The sequence below is a fragment of the Oxalobacter aliiformigenes genome, from assembly GCF_027116575.1.
Taxonomy (GTDB): Bacteria; Pseudomonadota; Gammaproteobacteria; order Burkholderiales; family Burkholderiaceae_D; genus Oxalobacter; species Oxalobacter aliiformigenes.
The window spans coordinates 972,009-987,517 of the sequence record NZ_CP098252.1 but is presented as its reverse complement, the minus strand read 5'-3'; the positions used below and the strand labels follow the sequence as shown (position 1 = coordinate 987,517).

The following is a 15,509-nucleotide window of genomic DNA, read 5'->3' as shown; positions in this document are numbered from 1 at the left end:
CATAATCATAAAAGTAGTAAAATTAAGACATACGCAAATCAGATCCATAACCAGCCTGATCGTCCTATCTTGAATTACCGATTGACACAATCCTGAAGGCAAAAAAATAGTAACTTGGATTAAATACATCCCGCCTCACAGGCAGCAAAAATATATTTGTGCCGAGAAGTTTGATCGGATCATATGCCAAGAATGATCCACACAATATCTGTTACCACACCAGTATACTGATCAGTTATGATGTACAGTTTTCTAATCTCTTTTATGAGGGAGTTGGTTTTTCATAAGCAGGTATACATTGCACTAACGACATGACATAATGTCATCAATTCTTCCCGGCGATCGAATAAAAAGCAGATGGAAATTCCTGAATCCAATGAAGCCCGTCAAATGTTTTCCCGGGCACGTGAGCGTTATACACAAAAAGAACTGGCGGCTTTGCTGCATTATTCACCTCGCCACATATCCCGTTGGGAATCAGGACACACTCCCATTCCCTACGCATTGCTGCCTGCATTAAGAGTTATTGCTTCCCGACCGGCAAAAATGAAACCTGAAAGCAAATTTACCTTTATTGATCTGTTTGCCGGAATCGGCGGCATACGTATGGGTTTTGAATCACAAGGTGGCCGCTGCGTCTATACCAGCGAATGGGACAGTTATGCACAGAAAACATATACTGCCAATTTCCCTGATGATCACGATATTGCAGGTGATATAACGAAAGTGGATGCAGCAGATATACCCGATCATGATGTATTGCTGGCCGGATTTCCATGCCAACCATTCAGTCTTGCCGGAGTTTCAAAGAAAAACGCCTTGGGACGTCCACACGGTTTTGAATGCACTACCCAAGGAACCCTTTTCTTTGATGTAGCCAGAATTATTGCCCAAAAAAGACCAAAGGCTTTTTTGCTTGAAAACGTCAAAAACCTTCTTTCCCATAACAGGGGACATACATTTTCGGTTATCAAGGACACACTGGAACACGATCTTGGCTATCACATTACATGGCGCGTTATTGACGGACAACATTTTGTTCCCCAGCATCGTGAACGTATCCTGATCGTTGGTTTCAGGGAAAAAACAGGCTTTGACTGGGACGCACTCCGATTGCCACACTTGGGAACCGATACTCCCAGACTGAAAGATATTCTTCATCCTGAAGATGGAACAGAAATGGACGTGGACGACGGCAGGTATCTTGACCGGAACGGGAAAGTTCATGACAAGTATATCTTGTCAGACAAATTATGGGCCTATTTGCAGGCATATGCCGAGAAACACCGAGCCCGGGGAAACGGTTTTGGTTGCAGTGTGGTAAGGCCTGAAAACATTTCCAGAACTCTTTCTGCCAGATATCACAAGGACGGTTCCGAAATCCTTGTTTATCGTGGAGAAGGGAAAAATCCCCGTCGCCTTACACCAAGGGAATGCGCAAGGCTGATGGGATATCCTGATGACTTCAAAATAAACGTTTCAGATACAAGAGCCTATAAGCAATTTGGCAATTCCGTTGTCATGCCACTGATGAAACATGTTGCTGCATTGATGCGTCCATGGATTCTTGAGCTGAAAGAACGCGAGGAAAACGCAATCATTCAGGAACAGTTACATTATGACTGACATTGTTGATCCGGCAACCCGCCACCGAATGATGTCCGGGATTCGTGGAAAAAACACAAAAATCGAGGTTCTTGTTCGCAAGGGACTTTTTGCAAGAGGTTTTCGTTACCGGATCAATGACAAAAAATTGCCTGGCAAACCGGATATTGTTTTGTCAAAATACAAGGCTGTGATTTTTACACATGGCTGTTTCTGGCATGGACATGACTGCCATTTGTTCAAATGGCCTTCCACACGTCCGGAATGGTGGCGCAATAAAATCAATGGCAATCGCAAACGGGATAATCAGGTCCGGATGCTTCTTGAAAATGCCGGCTGGAGGCAGTGCCATGTATGGGAATGTGCCCTGAAAGGAAAATATCGCCTTGATATCAACAATATTATTGACGAACTGGTACAGTGGCTCCTGAGTAACTGTACCATGCTTGAAATCAGGGGGAAAACTGAATGATCGAAACCCTGTCAGGATTGGTAGCCCTGATGAAATCATACGGTGCCACCCGCTTTTATGCCAAAAAACTGGCACCAAATGACAATTCAAAAAACCAAGTTTATCTGGGCGGAGATTTTTCTGTCCTCAACATTATTCCTCACCAAGGTATCTACACAGATAATACTGTGTCTTCAGGAAGTGTGCGAAATCGTGCCAAGGCTGATGTATCGTTTTCATGGGTTAACCAGAATGGGCTGCACAATGCCCCAAACGCCCAGCTCATTCTTTATCCCAAATATCCCGAAGTCAGGATGTCCGGTTTTCTGAAAGGTGCGAAATACGCACCATCCGATATCATGGCTGTACGTGATGAAGGCCGGGTCCTTTTCATTGGCGTAACACCGGATGGCCAGATACTCGGATATGCCGCAGGCCCCGATTCTTCTCTTGCAAAAGAAGTTTATGCAAAAAACGATCTGAAGCAAATTGGTGTTTTTCTGGAAATACCGCCTGAATCCGGTATAAAAGATACCAGGAAATTGCTTCTTGACAAACTGGCCGAAATTTGCAGCAAACACTGGATCATGTCAAAAAAACTTGATTCGGGTGGTTTTTCCAAACCCTACAAGGCAAGAAATGGAGGCGGCTATACACTTGAAGCCGAGTTGGGTATAACGCCGAACGGCTATTCCGACCCCGATTACCTGGGCTGGGAAATCAAGCAATACGCTGTTAGTGATTTCATTGCATACCGTCCGAAAGGAGTTGTAACACTGATGACTCCGGAGCCCACCAGCGGTCTTTACAAGAATTCCGGCGTTGAACAATTCCTGCATCGTTACGGATATCCTGACAAGCACGGCAAGGCAGACCGGGTAAATTTTGGCGGGATCTATTCCTGTGAAAAGGATTTCCACGCTGACACAGGATTGAAACTGGCCTTGCAGGGATACGATCCTTCAAGCGAAAAGATTACGGATATGACAGGAGGAATTGTTCTGCTGTCACGTGAAAACGAGATAGCAGCAAAATGGGATTTCATCCATCTCATGGAACACTGGACCCGTAAACATGCGCAAGCTGCCTACATTCCCTCGATTTTCAGGACACCGCCTCCGGAATATGCCTACGGTCCGCGCATTTTGCTGTGCGAACAGACTGACTTTAGCCTGTTCCTGAAAGCCGTGGCAAATTGCACGGTTTATTATGATCCTGCTGTCAAGATGGAAAAGGCATCTTCTGGAAACCCGGCTACCAAACGCCGAAGCCAGTTTCGTGTCAGATACAATGAACTTGTACACATGTACTACCGTCACGAGTATGTTGAACTGCCCATTGAATAAAACAAGATACCGTACTTGCAATCGTCAAAGTACAATCAGGATCCATACATTGGCTATTTCGTTCCGAATGAAAACAGGCCTGTCAAAAAGACGAAAATGCCTGTTCTTTTCATCAAACCTGCTTTGAAAAAAAACCGCACGCCACCGCCTCGTCCCGCGTGCGGGCAAACGGCGGCAGGCTTTGCCAGATGCGTCGGCCATAGGGTTTGGAAACGAGCCGCGTATCGCAAATCATCAGCACGCCCCGGTCACGCTCGTCGCGAATCAGCCGCCCCGCCCCCTGTTTCAGGCTCATGATCGCCTCCGGCAGCTGAAAATCCATGAAACCGTTTCCCCCTTCTTTTTCCAGTGCCCGGATACGGGCCGCCAGCACCGGATCGTCCGGCGGCGCAAACGGCAATTTGTCCACGATCACCAGAGACAGCGCTTTTCCGCGCACATCGACCCCTTCCCAGAAGCTCTGGCTGCCGACAAGCACGCCATTGCCCGATTTCCGGAAACGCTCCAGCAGATCAGTCTTGCCCGATTCCCCCTGCACAAAAAGGGGAAACGGCCACTCCCGTTCCCTGAAAATCTCCCTTAGGCGTGCCGAAATCCGGTCAACCGCCCGCAAGGTCGTACACAGAATGAACGCGCCGCCACCTGATGCCTCAATCAGAGGCAATGCCGCTTCCACCACCGCATCGGAATATTGCGGCGACATCGGTTGCGGCATGTTCTGCGGAACGTAAAGCATGGCGTTTTCGCCATAATCGAAAGGACTGGGCCAGGTTTTCGACTCGGCCTCCATCAGTCCCATCCGGGACGAGAAATAACTGAAATCCTGTTTGATGGCGAGTGTGGCCGAAGTGAAAATCCAGGCACGCGGCGTGCCTTCCCGCTGTTTGTTGAACACGTCGGCAATGGACAGGGGCGTCAGATGCAGTTGCAGCGACAGACCGAACGTTTCCACCCAGAGCACGTCCTCGGTTTTTTCCTCGCCTTTGGCCAGCGCCAGCCATTTGCGCACAAAAACACCGGTTTGTTCCGAACGCGCCCGGCAGACTTCGAGCAGTTCGGAACGTTGTGCCTGTTCTGTCAGCGCTCCGTTCAATTCTTCGAGCGCCTCCCTGAACGCCTCCAGCGCGGCCATGAAAGCCTCGCGCTTCGCGATCTGGTGAACTGCCATCCGGTTCATGCCTTCCGGCAGCGTCAGCCGCAAATCCTTCGTCGCCTTGTCCAGCCGTCCGACCAGAGCCACCCAGTCGGCCCCGTCCCGCGCCTGCGACAGACCTTCCACCTGCGTATCCCGGCACAATTCATGAATCTGGCCGGTCGAAACGAACTGCCCGAAAAACGTCGTCGCCGTATCGGGCAACTGGTGCGCTTCATCGAAAATCACCGTATTGGCCGTCGGCAACAGTTCCGCCACCCCTGTATCCTTCAAAACGACATCCGCGAAAAACAGATGATGGTTGACGACCACCACATCGGCCTGCTGTGCCGACCGTCTCGCCTTCATCACGAAACAGTCCTGATAATGCGGACATTCCGTTCCCGGACAATTTTCTTTCGTCGATGTCACCAGATTCCAGACCGACGCCGTTTCCGGCACCGTCGGCAAATCGGATTTGTCACCCGTATCCGTCATGTCGGCGAATCTGACGATTTCGCGCAGATACCGGGTATCCGCCTTCGTTTCCAGACGGCCGTACTCCGCCGCCCGTGCCAGATGCAGACGGCAGACATAATTGGAGCGGCCCTTCAAAAGCGCCACGGTGACGGGAGAAGCCAGCGCCTTGCGGACTGTCGGGATATCGCGGAAAAAAAGCTGGTCCTGCAAATTGCGCGTTCCGGTCGAGATAATGACCTTGCCGCCCCACATCAGCGCCGGAACCAGATAGGCGAATGTCTTGCCGGTTCCCGTTCCCGCCTCGGCGACGAACGTCTCGCACCGAACGATCGCCCGGGCAATGGCCTGCGCCATTTCCAGCTGCATCGGCCGGTCGCTGTACCCTTCCACCACCTCCGAAAACGGCCCGCCCGCGTCCATCAGACGCGCCAGATCCTCCTCATACGCCTTGAGGTTTTCCGACCAGACAAGTTGGGAACCCGATTCAGAATCCAAAAAAACACTCCGGAAAAGCGACACATCCCCCCCGGGCCGCCGCACTCCGGCTGCCGGCATCTCCCGGACACAAAGACATACCGGACACACAAACGACGGCCACCGGACAAACAGGCGTTATTTTACCCCATTCATCCCGATGCACCGGTACCGTCTGCCGTTTCCGTCCCCCAACCCCGCCCTGTTCCCATTGGCTGCAGGATTTTCGTGCGGTGGAAAAACACGGCCGATCTGTCCGATTCCGAAGCATGGTATCCACAGGCAAACCGAAACGGCTTTGGCCGCAAACGGTTTGCCGGACAGAGTGCATCCCGTTCAGGAAATGTAATTTCACCTGAATACCACTAACCCGCTTCGCGGTCTGTAAACCACAAAACACCTTCCGGTACCCTTTGCCGGTATCGCGGAATAAAAACCGTTGGGCTTGTCCCTTATGGATCGGCGGTTTGCCATCCCGCCCCGCACCACCTAGAACCACACCGCCAGCGACTTGAGGGTCATGACGGTTGTGATGACCATGCCGAGTACCCAGACGGACAGCGGAATCCAGAAAGACCCCATGAACTGCCCGGTATAACCGGCCTGTTTTTCCTTGCGGCGGTACCAGAGGTAAAAACCGATCCCGGCGATCAGATACCAGAACATGGATGAATTGTTGGACTGGAGAATGCGTATGATGACGGCAATCCGTTCTTCATCGGCCGGCTGCTGTTGCAGGTAAAACTGGTAAAGCTGCGCGGGCAAAAGCAGAACGGCGTTGGCGATGACAACCCATCTGAATTGCAGCCGGCGAAGGTAGGGGATGAGAAACTTCATGTTTTTCAAAGGTGATATGAATTCTTCCATTATAGACGGTTGTGACGACGAAGCGGCCGGACAGGACTTGCGTTTTTCCGTTCGGAACAAAAAAGAGACACACCGGAAAAAACAAGCATTTGCCGGATCCATCCGACGGACGGCCACCACCCGGACTGTTTTTCCGGATCTTTTGCCATGCCGCCGTCCCAAAATGCCCGGGCATTTTTTTATCGGCCAGAACACTTGCCCGAAAAAAACAAGAAAGACGCTGTATGAACATGGCGATATGCCGGACAGCTTGCATCCTGTGGCAAACAGCCATATCCTTCCCCTGGCATTCGCAAACAAAAAGGCGACGTGGCACCACAAAGGAACAAAAAACAGGATTGCCCGTCACACCCGAATTGCCCGCCAGAGCATTATCCGGATTTTCCGATCATGATGCCGCAGTCATCCGGCATCCGGTACAGGACCCCATCGAGCACCTGTTTCCGAAGAAGAAATAAAAAGGCTTCATGAACCGTTTAAAGAGGATCTTCTGGCGATTGGACGACGGATTTTTTATCTGTTCAAGGGAGAATCTTCCGTATTTTTCCCGCTGTTTTTTCCGAATTGCCATCCGAACCGTCCGGAACCGGAATTTTTTGCAAGAACTGTCAAACGCAGTGTTCATAAAGATTTCGGGCCGTTTTCGACCTTTTTCATTCATCCGGTTTTACCCACCCCGACTCCCCGGCAACGTTTTTTGCCGGTATCCGTGACGGCCCTTCGGCTCTCGGTATCCGGACCGGAAACGGAAACTGCCTGACACCGGTACGGGCAGAATTTTACGGCCCGCATGACGTCTTGCCCGAGAAAACATGTTTGACACGACACCGGCAGGATTTTGTCAGCACCGTTCTCTGGAAAACGGCGTCATGCTGCAATTCGCGGCCAGCCCCTGCCGGGCCAGATAACCGCTTCCCCAGTCGTACATGGCCTCGAGTACCGGGCGGATGCTCTGTCCGAAATCCGTCAGCGAATACTCCACTTTCGGCGGAACGACCGGAAAAACTTCCCGGACAATCAGGCCATCCGCCTCCAGTTCCCGCAACTGCTGCGTCAGCATCTTTGGCGTGGCGCAAGACACTTCCCTTTTGAGCTGGGAAAATCGGAGGGTGCCGCCCGCCAGCTTCCAGAGAATGAGCGACTTGTATTTTCCCCCGATGAGTCCGATAGTCGCCTCGACCGGACAGTGGGTTTCTTCCTGCCGGCAACAGGAACCGTTTCCGTTTTCCTTGTCCATGATGGCCCCCGAAAGGAACGATGAAAAATGACAGTATCTTTTTCGATACTATATACCAAAAAAGTGCGTTCTTGCGAAAAAAACAGCTTCGGCTACAATGGCATGACACGATACCGGCCGGTCACCCCGCCCGCCAACCTTCTTTCACCCGAAAACACTTTATGGAAAAAGAACGCTTCGATATCACCGGTATGACCTGTTCGGCCTGCTCCAGCCGGGTGGACAGGGCCGTGGCTGCGCTGGACGGTGTAAAGGAAGTCAGCGTCAATCTGCTGAAAAACAGCATGAACGTTTCGTTCGACCCGGCTATCACCAGTGAAAAGGCGATTATCGCCGCCGTGGAGAAAGCCGGTTACGGCGCCACGGCACACCATGGAAACGGGATATCCTCTTCAGGCGACCGGACGGCTGCCGATACGGCCGACCGGGAAAAAAAGGCGATGGCCACCCGGCTGGCGGTTTCCATCCTGTTCACCATACCGCTTTTCTATATCAGCATGGGCCATATGGCGGGACTTCCCCTGCCCGGCTTTTTTCTGGGTTCCGAAAATGCACTGGTTTTCGCCTTTACGCAATTTCTGCTGACGATTCCCGTCATTGCCGTCAACGCCGCCTATTTCACCAAAGGATTCAGAACCCTGTTTTCCGGTGCGCCGAACATGGATTCGCTGATCGCTATCGGTTCGGGCGCCGCTATCGTCTCGGGAATCATTGCCATCTACCGGATCGGCCTCGCGCTGGGACATGGCGACATGGCAAGTGCCTATCATGCCGCCATGAACCTGTATTTCGAATCGGCCGTCATGATCCTGACCCTGATTACACTGGGCCGCTATTTCGAGGCACGTGCCAAAGGCAAGACATCCGAAGCCATTTCCCGCCTGATGGCGCTGGCGCCGAAAACCGCCACAAGGATACGGGACGGTATCGAAACGACGATTCCGGCCGAAGACGTCGTCGCCGGAGACATTCTGGTCGTCAAGGCCGGTGAATCCGTTCCCGTCGACGGTGTCATTACGGAAGGATACGGCTATCTGGACGAATCCGCCCTGACCGGTGAATCCTTGCCTGCCGAAAAAACGGCGGGTGACAATGTCTCGGGGGCGACGGTCAACCGTTCGGGCCATTTCCTCATGCGGGCGACCCGGGTCGGTGACGAAACCACCCTCGCCCGAATCGTGAAACTGGTGGATGAAGCCACCTCATCCAAAGCCCCGATCGCCCGTCTGGCCGACAGGGTCAGCGGTGTTTTCGTACCCGCCGTCATCGCGATCGCCATCGCAGCGACCGTCGTCTGGCTCCTGCTCGGTTACGGTGCCGATTTCGCCCTGTCCATCGGCATTTCCGTACTGGTCATCTCGTGCCCCTGTGCACTGGGTCTGGCCACCCCGACAGCGATCATGGTCGGTACCGGCCGCGGTGCGGCCAGCGGCATTCTTTTCAAATCGGCCGAAGCTATCGAAAACGTGCAGGCCGTCGATACTGTCGTGCTCGACAAGACCGGAACCATAACCGAAGGCAAACCGGTCGTGACCGATATCATCGTCACCGGTGCCCGGGACGATTCGGAATTGCTGGGTATCGCCGCCTCGCTGGAAAAACTGTCCGAACACCCGCTGGGCAAAGCCATCGTCGAGGAGGCGAACCGGCGCGGGCTGTCATTGTCCGGCGTGACCGGCTTCACCCAGACGCCGGGCGAAGGCATCGGCGGCATCATCGACGGCAAAACCTGCCGTGCCGGAAACCGCCGCCTGCTTGACGCCTCACAAACCGGAGCCGTTGACGATATCCGCCAAATGGCCCGGTCGCTGGCCGATGACGGAAAAACCGTCCTCTATTTCATCCGCGAAAACACCCTGCTCGGCATGATCGCCGTTGCCGACCGTATCAAGCCGACCAGCAGGCAGGCCGTCGCCGGACTCGAAGCGATGGGGCTGGATGTCATCATGCTGACCGGCGACAACGCCCGGACCGCCGCGGCCGTACAGCGACAGACCGGCATCCGCCGGGTACTGGCCGAAGTGCTGCCGCAAGACAAGGAAAGGGAAATCCGTTCGCTTGAGGAAAGCGGGAAAAAAACCGTCATGGTCGGCGACGGCATCAACGACGCCCCGGCACTGGCCCGCGCCCGTGTCGGCATGGCGATCGGCGCCGGTACCGATATCGCCATCGAATCGGCCGATGTCGTCCTGATGAAAAACGATCTGACCGATGTCGTCACCGCCATCCGGCTGGGCCGGGCCGTCATGAGAACGATTCGCCAGAACCTGTTCTGGGCCTTCATTTACAATATCATCGGTATCCCGGTCGCCGCCGGAGTGCTTTACAGCCTGGACGGCCTGATGCTGAACCCGATGATCGCCGCGGCGGCCATGAGTTTCAGCTCGGTATCCGTCGTCGCCAACGCGCTGCGCCTGCGTTTTTTCAGACCGGCACCTGCATCCCCCGTTCTGGTCTCCGGCCAGCCTCAAACAGACCTGGCCGGCCATTCGTCCGCAGCCGGTATCCCCTTGACCCAAACCATTGAAAGGAAACCCGCCATGAAAAAAACCCTCCAAATTCAGGGCATGAACTGCAACCACTGCTCGTCTGCCGTGGAAAAGGCCCTCAAAGCCGTTCCCGGCGTGACGGCCGTCACCGTCGATCTGGCCGGCAAATCCGCCACGCTTGAAGCCGGCACCGCCGTGACGGACGAATCCCTGACCGCCGCCGTGACCGATGCCGGTTTTCAGGTCACCGGTATCCGGTAAACGACAGCAAAACGCCGTGGCGATGCGGTGACCACGGCAGACATTCCGACCGGTCTGACGGGAAAAACCGTCGTCCGGGCCGGCCGGAAAACATGATCCGGGACTTGCCGGCAATCCGGCTTATGGCATGACCGGTTTGTTATCCATCGGCCAGAAGGGCAACCATATCCCGCATCCGTTCGGGTTGCCGCAAAAACGCCTGTTCCATCGGATACCGTCCCCCCTCGGCAGTCCCGCCTGAATGGTCTGGCGGATGCAAAATTTCGGAGAAAGCGCTCGTTTGCCGCCGACAGACACAGCGTCCCGCCGAAGCGGCAGCCTGTCCTGGAAACACGGAAAAGCGAGCACAGCCATTGTATCCGGTTGCCGTATCGTATGGTACCGGCCGAAACGATTCACGATTCGCCCGGCACATCGTTGCCGGCACCGGCCAGCCTCACCGTTTCCGGCTGACGTCTTCGACTTGGTAAAAAAAAAACCGGCCCTTGCCCGCCGACTGCTTTCCTGAATATCCCCGGACAAACCACCCCCTCATATTCCCCCACAGGAAAACGTTCCACTGTATTCCGTTGCCTGCAAGGTTTTCCGATGAAACTCCCTTCAGCCTGACTTATCCCGCATGAATGGCCTTGCTTTCCGGCGGCTCTTGTTTGCCATTTTCAGGCCCGGTCTTTCACCCGTTTTTGCGCCATGCAAGACGGAAACCGGCAGGAAAAACGACGTCGCCACAACACCCCGCCAGAAGAAGGAAACACCCGCTGAAACCGGAAAAGAAACGGCGCGACCGAACCCCGAACAGACGAAAAATCCACCGAGAAAGCCATCGCTGGCTGCCCTCCAGGGCAAAAATCGGCCAGCCGGACAAGGTCATGGCATCTTCCCTGAACTCGCGAAAACGTGGCCTGTCCCCCTGGTTTTCACCGTCCCTGGCAGGACGGCAAGGAAAGAAAATCCGGCTCTTCTGCCGGCAATAAAAAAATGTATAACTTTTTATTTTATATTTTCTTGATACACAACAGCATAATCCTGACAACCGATTGATGAGATTTGCACTATTCTGGTGCTGGGAACGCTTCATGGCAATGCACGGGGAAAGGCCCGTTTTTTTGTTTTAAAACAACATATTATGATCAGACAAGCGGAGCGGCGGACAGTAATGTCATGCATAATCCGTGCCAACGGAAAATATGTGGTGAAAACAAGACAAATCATTCAATAAAAAGAAAAAACCGTCCCGGCGCCCTTGCCAGTGTTCTGTCCCGTGTTCATAGAATGAAAACAAATGCCTGTGCCGGAGACAGGACGCCTTCCCCGGATGCTCTGACATGGTGCATTTGACACAGGAATTTTGTTTATTTTTCCAAGAGGACAATCATGAAAAAAACTCTTATCGCATTGGCTGTACTGGGCACCTGCGCAGGTGCTGCATACGCCCAGACCAACGTCACCATTTACGGTACGGTGGATACCGGCCTGATCAAGGAAACCGGCTCCGACGTCCGCATGGGCAGCAACGAAGACAGCCGTATCGGCTTCAAGGGTACGGAAGAGCTCGGTTCCGGCATGAAAGCCACCTTCCAGCTCGAAAGACGCTTCAGCCTGAACAACGGCACGAAATTCTCCGGCAACAATGCGCTCGATATTCTTCAGGGAGCGGATCCTGAGGGGGAAGACGGGGTCGAATGGCAAGGCGCCGCCAACGTCGGTCTGCAAGGTGAAGCATGGGGCGCTGTCCGTCTCGGTCGCGTCAACGATATCGCCATCGAAAACTTCGGCGCACTGGATCCGTTTGCCTATTACGGGGTCGGTTCCGCAATGGGGGGTTACAACATTCTCTACTCAGAAGAACTGGCCAACACCATCCGCTACGATAGCCCGAGCTGGGCTGGCTTCGGCATCAATCTAAGCTATACGCTCGGTCATGAAACTCATGGCGCTGAAAATAGAATTTACGACGACTACGGTAACGACGGTTTCGGCATCGGCCTGAAATACGACAACGGCCCGCTGATGCTGACCGCCAACTATGACCGACTGGCCGATTCCGACAAATCCTGGCTGTGGAACGCCGGCGGAGCTTACACATACCAGGGATTCAAGGTTTCCGTCGGCTATCAGAGTACCAAGGTCAAGAGCGCTGCCATGAATGTCCTCACTGGTCTCGATGCCGATGTTGACCAGAAAGACTGGCTGGTCGGCCTGCAGTACAATACCGGCCCGCATACCGTCAAGTTCTCGTATAACCGGGGTGAAGTCGAAAGCCATACCGAATATGACGGCAAGGCCAACAAATATTCGCTGGGTTACACCTACGATATGTCCAAACGGACTTCCCTGTACGCGATGGTCGCCTATACCGACAGCGATAACGATTCCGTCGGTGAAATCTACAACAGTAACGATGTGGCCGACGATTCCGTTACCGGTGTCCAGATCGGCATGACACACCGGTTCTGACCGGATAAGTCCTGACAGGCCATGAAGCGGAAAATGACTTCTGCCGCTTCATGGCCTTCCGTTTTTTCCATGCACATCATGACGCTGCCGACACATTTACAAACCAACGGGCCAGAAAGCATGACAACTCCGGTACGGGAAACAAGACAAACAAAAAAACAGGAAGGTGAACCGAAAATGTCTGGCAGAATATGAAGCCGGAAAAGCGGGGCCGGGTGGCGTTGATGGCCATGTGACGGTTCTGGCCGGTGATATTGTAGAAACGCGCAAGGCTTTCGAAAGTTTTTCCGTGCGACGAGTGGATATTTCCCGTTTTGCGAGTGCCGGAGCCGGACGGAAGAAATCCCGGGATCAAGTTGTTTGCCCTGTCCGTTTTTTGCAGGAGACGATTCGGTCTCACCCGATGAAAAGAGGAGAACGATTCCTTTATCGTGCCAAACGGGCCGGTTTTTCCGCTACGCTCTACTGACGCCCCTGCCACGAACCGTGCAAATTTCCCCGGCCGGTTCCCTCATGTCCCGAAAAAAAACATCTTCGTTTGCCAGCTGCAATCTTCCGTTCCGCCCGACTGCATCTGTCAGGATACAGACTTTCCGGACCATTCCCGAAACAGAACTTTCAGGATAGCTGGTCCGCTCCCGTTTCCGCAAAAAAGACAGACCGCTTCCATGAATGCACCGGTTACAACCGGTTACAAAAAACCCTTTCATCATCCTGTCAAAAAAGCCGGATATCCTGATCACAGGCCGTGTCAACGTGTCAAAACAGTGTCAATTTTGTGTCAATGACACTGCGTTGCCACTTGAAAATGACACGTCAACACGTATCGTGCCATCCCTTATCACCCTGTTCGCTTTCTTTTTCCACCCACGCGAAACTATCGGGATATTCCTCCCGTACCGGCCTTCCCCGTACAGCACTTCATGTCCGGTGCCGTTTTTCGCGATGCTTTCCACGGACAGGACAATTCGGGTCACCTGGCCGGCATCCGGTACCGGACTTAACGAAAAAAGAACGGAACACTCTGTTTTCAAAAGAAAAAAACGGAAAATCGCCGTAACGGACCATACGGCAAGAACACGAAATACAAAAAAAAGAGAAGACTCCCGGTTGGAGAGTCTTCCCGTCAAAAAGAGAATAGATCTGATATCTCAGTCCGAGCTTTTTAATGCATATTCCATGCCAATTTTTCAAAAAATTGACCAGGATCAAAAAAAACGATGTTTTTTTATCGGCAACAATTGAGCTGGCACAAAAAATGCAGAACAGTTTCTCGATCTTTGTTATTTGCAAAGAGCGGTACTGTCAGACATGCCATCTCTATGGCAAATCGGATGACATGTTTGCAGAAAAGTATTTCCTTTTTGGAAAAATCAGATTTAGGAGAGTAGATCTATGGCTACACAAGAAAAGTATCCTAATCGGTGGATACAGCTTGTTCTAGGTATTGTCTGTATGGCGACGATCGCGAACTGCCAGTACGGCTGGACGCTGTTCGTTGCTCCGATTGAAGATAAATATCACTGGGCCCGTACAGCCATTCAGTTGTCGTTCACCATCTTCCTGTTTTTCGAAACCTGGCTGGTTCCTCTGGAAGGATGGGGTGTTGACAAGTTCGGTCCGCGTCCGGTCATTATTTTCGGTGCCATTTTAAGTACCATTGGCTGGATTCTTTGTTCCAAGGCTTCCAGCCTGGGATTTCTGTATTTCGCCCAGATCCTGACCGGTGCCGGCGCCGGTGCCGTGTACGGTACCTGTTCCGGTAACTCGCTGAAATGGTTCCCGGACAAACGGGGTCTGGCAGCGGGTGCGACGGCAGCCGGTTTCGGTGCCGGTGCCGCAGTCACCGTCATTCCGGTCGCCAACATGATCAATACCTCTGGCTATGAACAGGCGTTCTTCGTCTTCGGTATCATCCAGGGTTGCATCATCACCGCCTGCGCACTGTTCATGCCACGTGCCAAACTGCCACCCGGAACGAAAGCCATTCCGAAGGTCATTTCTTCCAAAAAGAATTATTCCCAGACCCAGATGTTGCGCGAACCCCTGTTCTGGCTGATCTACATCTGCTTCGTGGGTGTTGCCTCCGGCGGTATCATGGCGACGGCTTCGTTCGGTCCGGTTTCCCGCGACTACGGTCTGGACAAGATTCCGGTCACCTGCCTGGGTGTCACCCTGCCGCTGCTGACCATGGCCATGTCCATCGACAACATCTGTAACGGCGCTACCCGTCCGCTGATGGGTTATCTGTCCGACCATTTCGGCCGTGAAAACCTGATGCTCGTCGTGTTCGGTGGTGAAGCCGTCGCCCTGCTGGGTCTGGTCTTCTGGGGCCGTCAGCCGATCGGCTTCATGTTCTTCGCTGCCATGACGTTCGCATGCTGGGGTGAAATCTTCTCGCTGTTCCCGTCCATGTGTGCCGACACGTTCGGTTCGAAGTTCGCCGCCGGTAATGCCGGTACGCTGTATACCGCAAAAGGGACATCCTCCCTGCTGGTTCCGCTGGCAGCCGGTCTGGCCAAAGGCGGTAACTGGAACCGTACCTTCATTCTGTCGGCATGTATCGCTGCAACCTGTTCCCTCTTGTCGTTCTTCGTCCTGAAACCGTGGCGTCGCCGTTTCATCGAAAACAACAACAAGGAAGTCGAAGCACAGGAAGCTGCCGCAGCCGCTGCTGCCAAGTAATCCTGACAGGGCCGGTATCATTGCC

Annotated in this window: 10 protein-coding genes; 7 read left to right on the top strand and 3 right to left on the bottom strand. The window is 53.3% G+C overall.

Annotated features, from left to right (window positions below; translation table 11 throughout):
• Positions 1 to 357: 357 nt before the first annotated feature.
• The 3 genes from dcm to NB647_RS04595 are packed head-to-tail and all read left to right on the top strand — an operon-like array spanning position 358 to position 3,402.
• Positions 358 to 1,626: a DNA (cytosine-5-)-methyltransferase gene (gene dcm, locus NB647_RS04605; protein ID WP_269284446.1), complete on the top strand. Its 1,269-nt coding sequence runs from the start codon at positions 358 to 360 to the stop codon at positions 1,624 to 1,626.
• Complete coding sequence (locus tag NB647_RS04600; protein WP_269284444.1) at positions 1,619 to 2,077, top strand: very short patch repair endonuclease; 459 nt, start codon at positions 1,619 to 1,621, stop codon at positions 2,075 to 2,077. Before dcm ends, NB647_RS04600 begins: the two co-directional genes overlap by 8 nt.
• Complete coding sequence (locus tag NB647_RS04595) at positions 2,074 to 3,402, top strand: MvaI/BcnI family restriction endonuclease (protein WP_269284442.1); 1,329 nt, start codon at positions 2,074 to 2,076, stop codon at positions 3,400 to 3,402. Before NB647_RS04600 ends, NB647_RS04595 begins: the two co-directional genes overlap by 4 nt.
• A 112-nt stretch (positions 3,403 to 3,514) precedes the next feature.
• On the opposite strand, the gene NB647_RS04590 is transcribed toward NB647_RS04595, so the two are convergent.
• The 3 genes from NB647_RS04590 to NB647_RS04580 form a co-directional block, all read right to left on the bottom strand.
• The gene (locus NB647_RS04590) at positions 3,515 to 5,509 is read right to left on the bottom strand and encodes an ATP-dependent DNA helicase (protein WP_269284440.1); all 1,995 of its coding nucleotides are present in this window, start codon (positions 5,507 to 5,509) and stop codon (positions 3,515 to 3,517) included.
• Positions 5,510 to 5,977: 468 nt separating this feature from the next.
• Positions 5,978 to 6,325, bottom strand: coding sequence for a hypothetical protein (locus NB647_RS04585; RefSeq protein WP_269265441.1), 348 nt, complete (start codon positions 6,323 to 6,325; stop codon positions 5,978 to 5,980).
• An 871-nt stretch (positions 6,326 to 7,196) separates the two neighbouring features.
• Positions 7,197 to 7,592 (bottom strand): winged helix-turn-helix transcriptional regulator, encoded by a 396-nt coding sequence (locus tag NB647_RS04580; RefSeq protein ID WP_269284438.1) that lies wholly within the window; start codon positions 7,590 to 7,592, stop codon positions 7,197 to 7,199.
• A 161-nt stretch (positions 7,593 to 7,753) separates the two neighbouring features.
• Between NB647_RS04580 and NB647_RS04575 the strand changes: the two genes are divergently transcribed.
• From NB647_RS04575 to oxlT, 4 genes are all read left to right on the top strand, one after another.
• Complete coding sequence (locus tag NB647_RS04575) at positions 7,754 to 10,342, top strand: heavy metal translocating P-type ATPase (protein ID WP_269284437.1); 2,589 nt, start codon at positions 7,754 to 7,756, stop codon at positions 10,340 to 10,342.
• A 1,374-nt stretch (positions 10,343 to 11,716) separates the two neighbouring features.
• The gene (locus NB647_RS04570; protein WP_269284434.1) at positions 11,717 to 12,799 is read left to right on the top strand and encodes a porin; all 1,083 of its coding nucleotides are present in this window, start codon (positions 11,717 to 11,719) and stop codon (positions 12,797 to 12,799) included.
• Positions 12,800 to 12,965: 166 nt separating this feature from the next.
• Entirely contained in the window at positions 12,966 to 13,268 is a 303-nt protein-coding gene (locus NB647_RS04565) for a hypothetical protein (RefSeq protein WP_269265436.1), read from the top strand.
• Positions 13,269 to 14,194: 926 nt separating this feature from the next.
• Complete coding sequence (gene oxlT / locus NB647_RS04560) at positions 14,195 to 15,484, top strand: oxalate/formate MFS antiporter (RefSeq protein ID WP_269284432.1); 1,290 nt, start codon at positions 14,195 to 14,197, stop codon at positions 15,482 to 15,484.
• Positions 15,485 to 15,509: the final 25 nt, after the last annotated feature.

Bases quoted from the DNA above. Each gene is read 5' to 3' on its own strand.
- dcm (WP_269284446.1), top strand. From the start codon at position 358: ATGGAAATTCCTGAATCCAATGAAGCCCGTCAAATGTTTTCCCGGGCA.
- NB647_RS04600 (WP_269284444.1), top strand. From the start codon at position 1,619: ATGACTGACATTGTTGATCCGGCAACCCGCCACCGAATGATGTCCGGG.
- NB647_RS04595 (WP_269284442.1), top strand. From the start codon at position 2,074: ATGATCGAAACCCTGTCAGGATTGGTAGCCCTGATGAAATCATACGGT.
- NB647_RS04585 (WP_269265441.1), bottom strand. From the start codon at position 6,325: ATGAAGTTTCTCATCCCCTACCTTCGCCGGCTGCAATTCAGATGGGTT.
- NB647_RS04580 (WP_269284438.1), bottom strand. From the start codon at position 7,592: ATGGACAAGGAAAACGGAAACGGTTCCTGTTGCCGGCAGGAAGAAACC.
- NB647_RS04575 (WP_269284437.1), top strand. From the start codon at position 7,754: ATGGAAAAAGAACGCTTCGATATCACCGGTATGACCTGTTCGGCCTGC.
- NB647_RS04570 (WP_269284434.1), top strand. From the start codon at position 11,717: ATGAAAAAAACTCTTATCGCATTGGCTGTACTGGGCACCTGCGCAGGT.
- oxlT (WP_269284432.1), top strand. From the start codon at position 14,195: ATGGCTACACAAGAAAAGTATCCTAATCGGTGGATACAGCTTGTTCTA.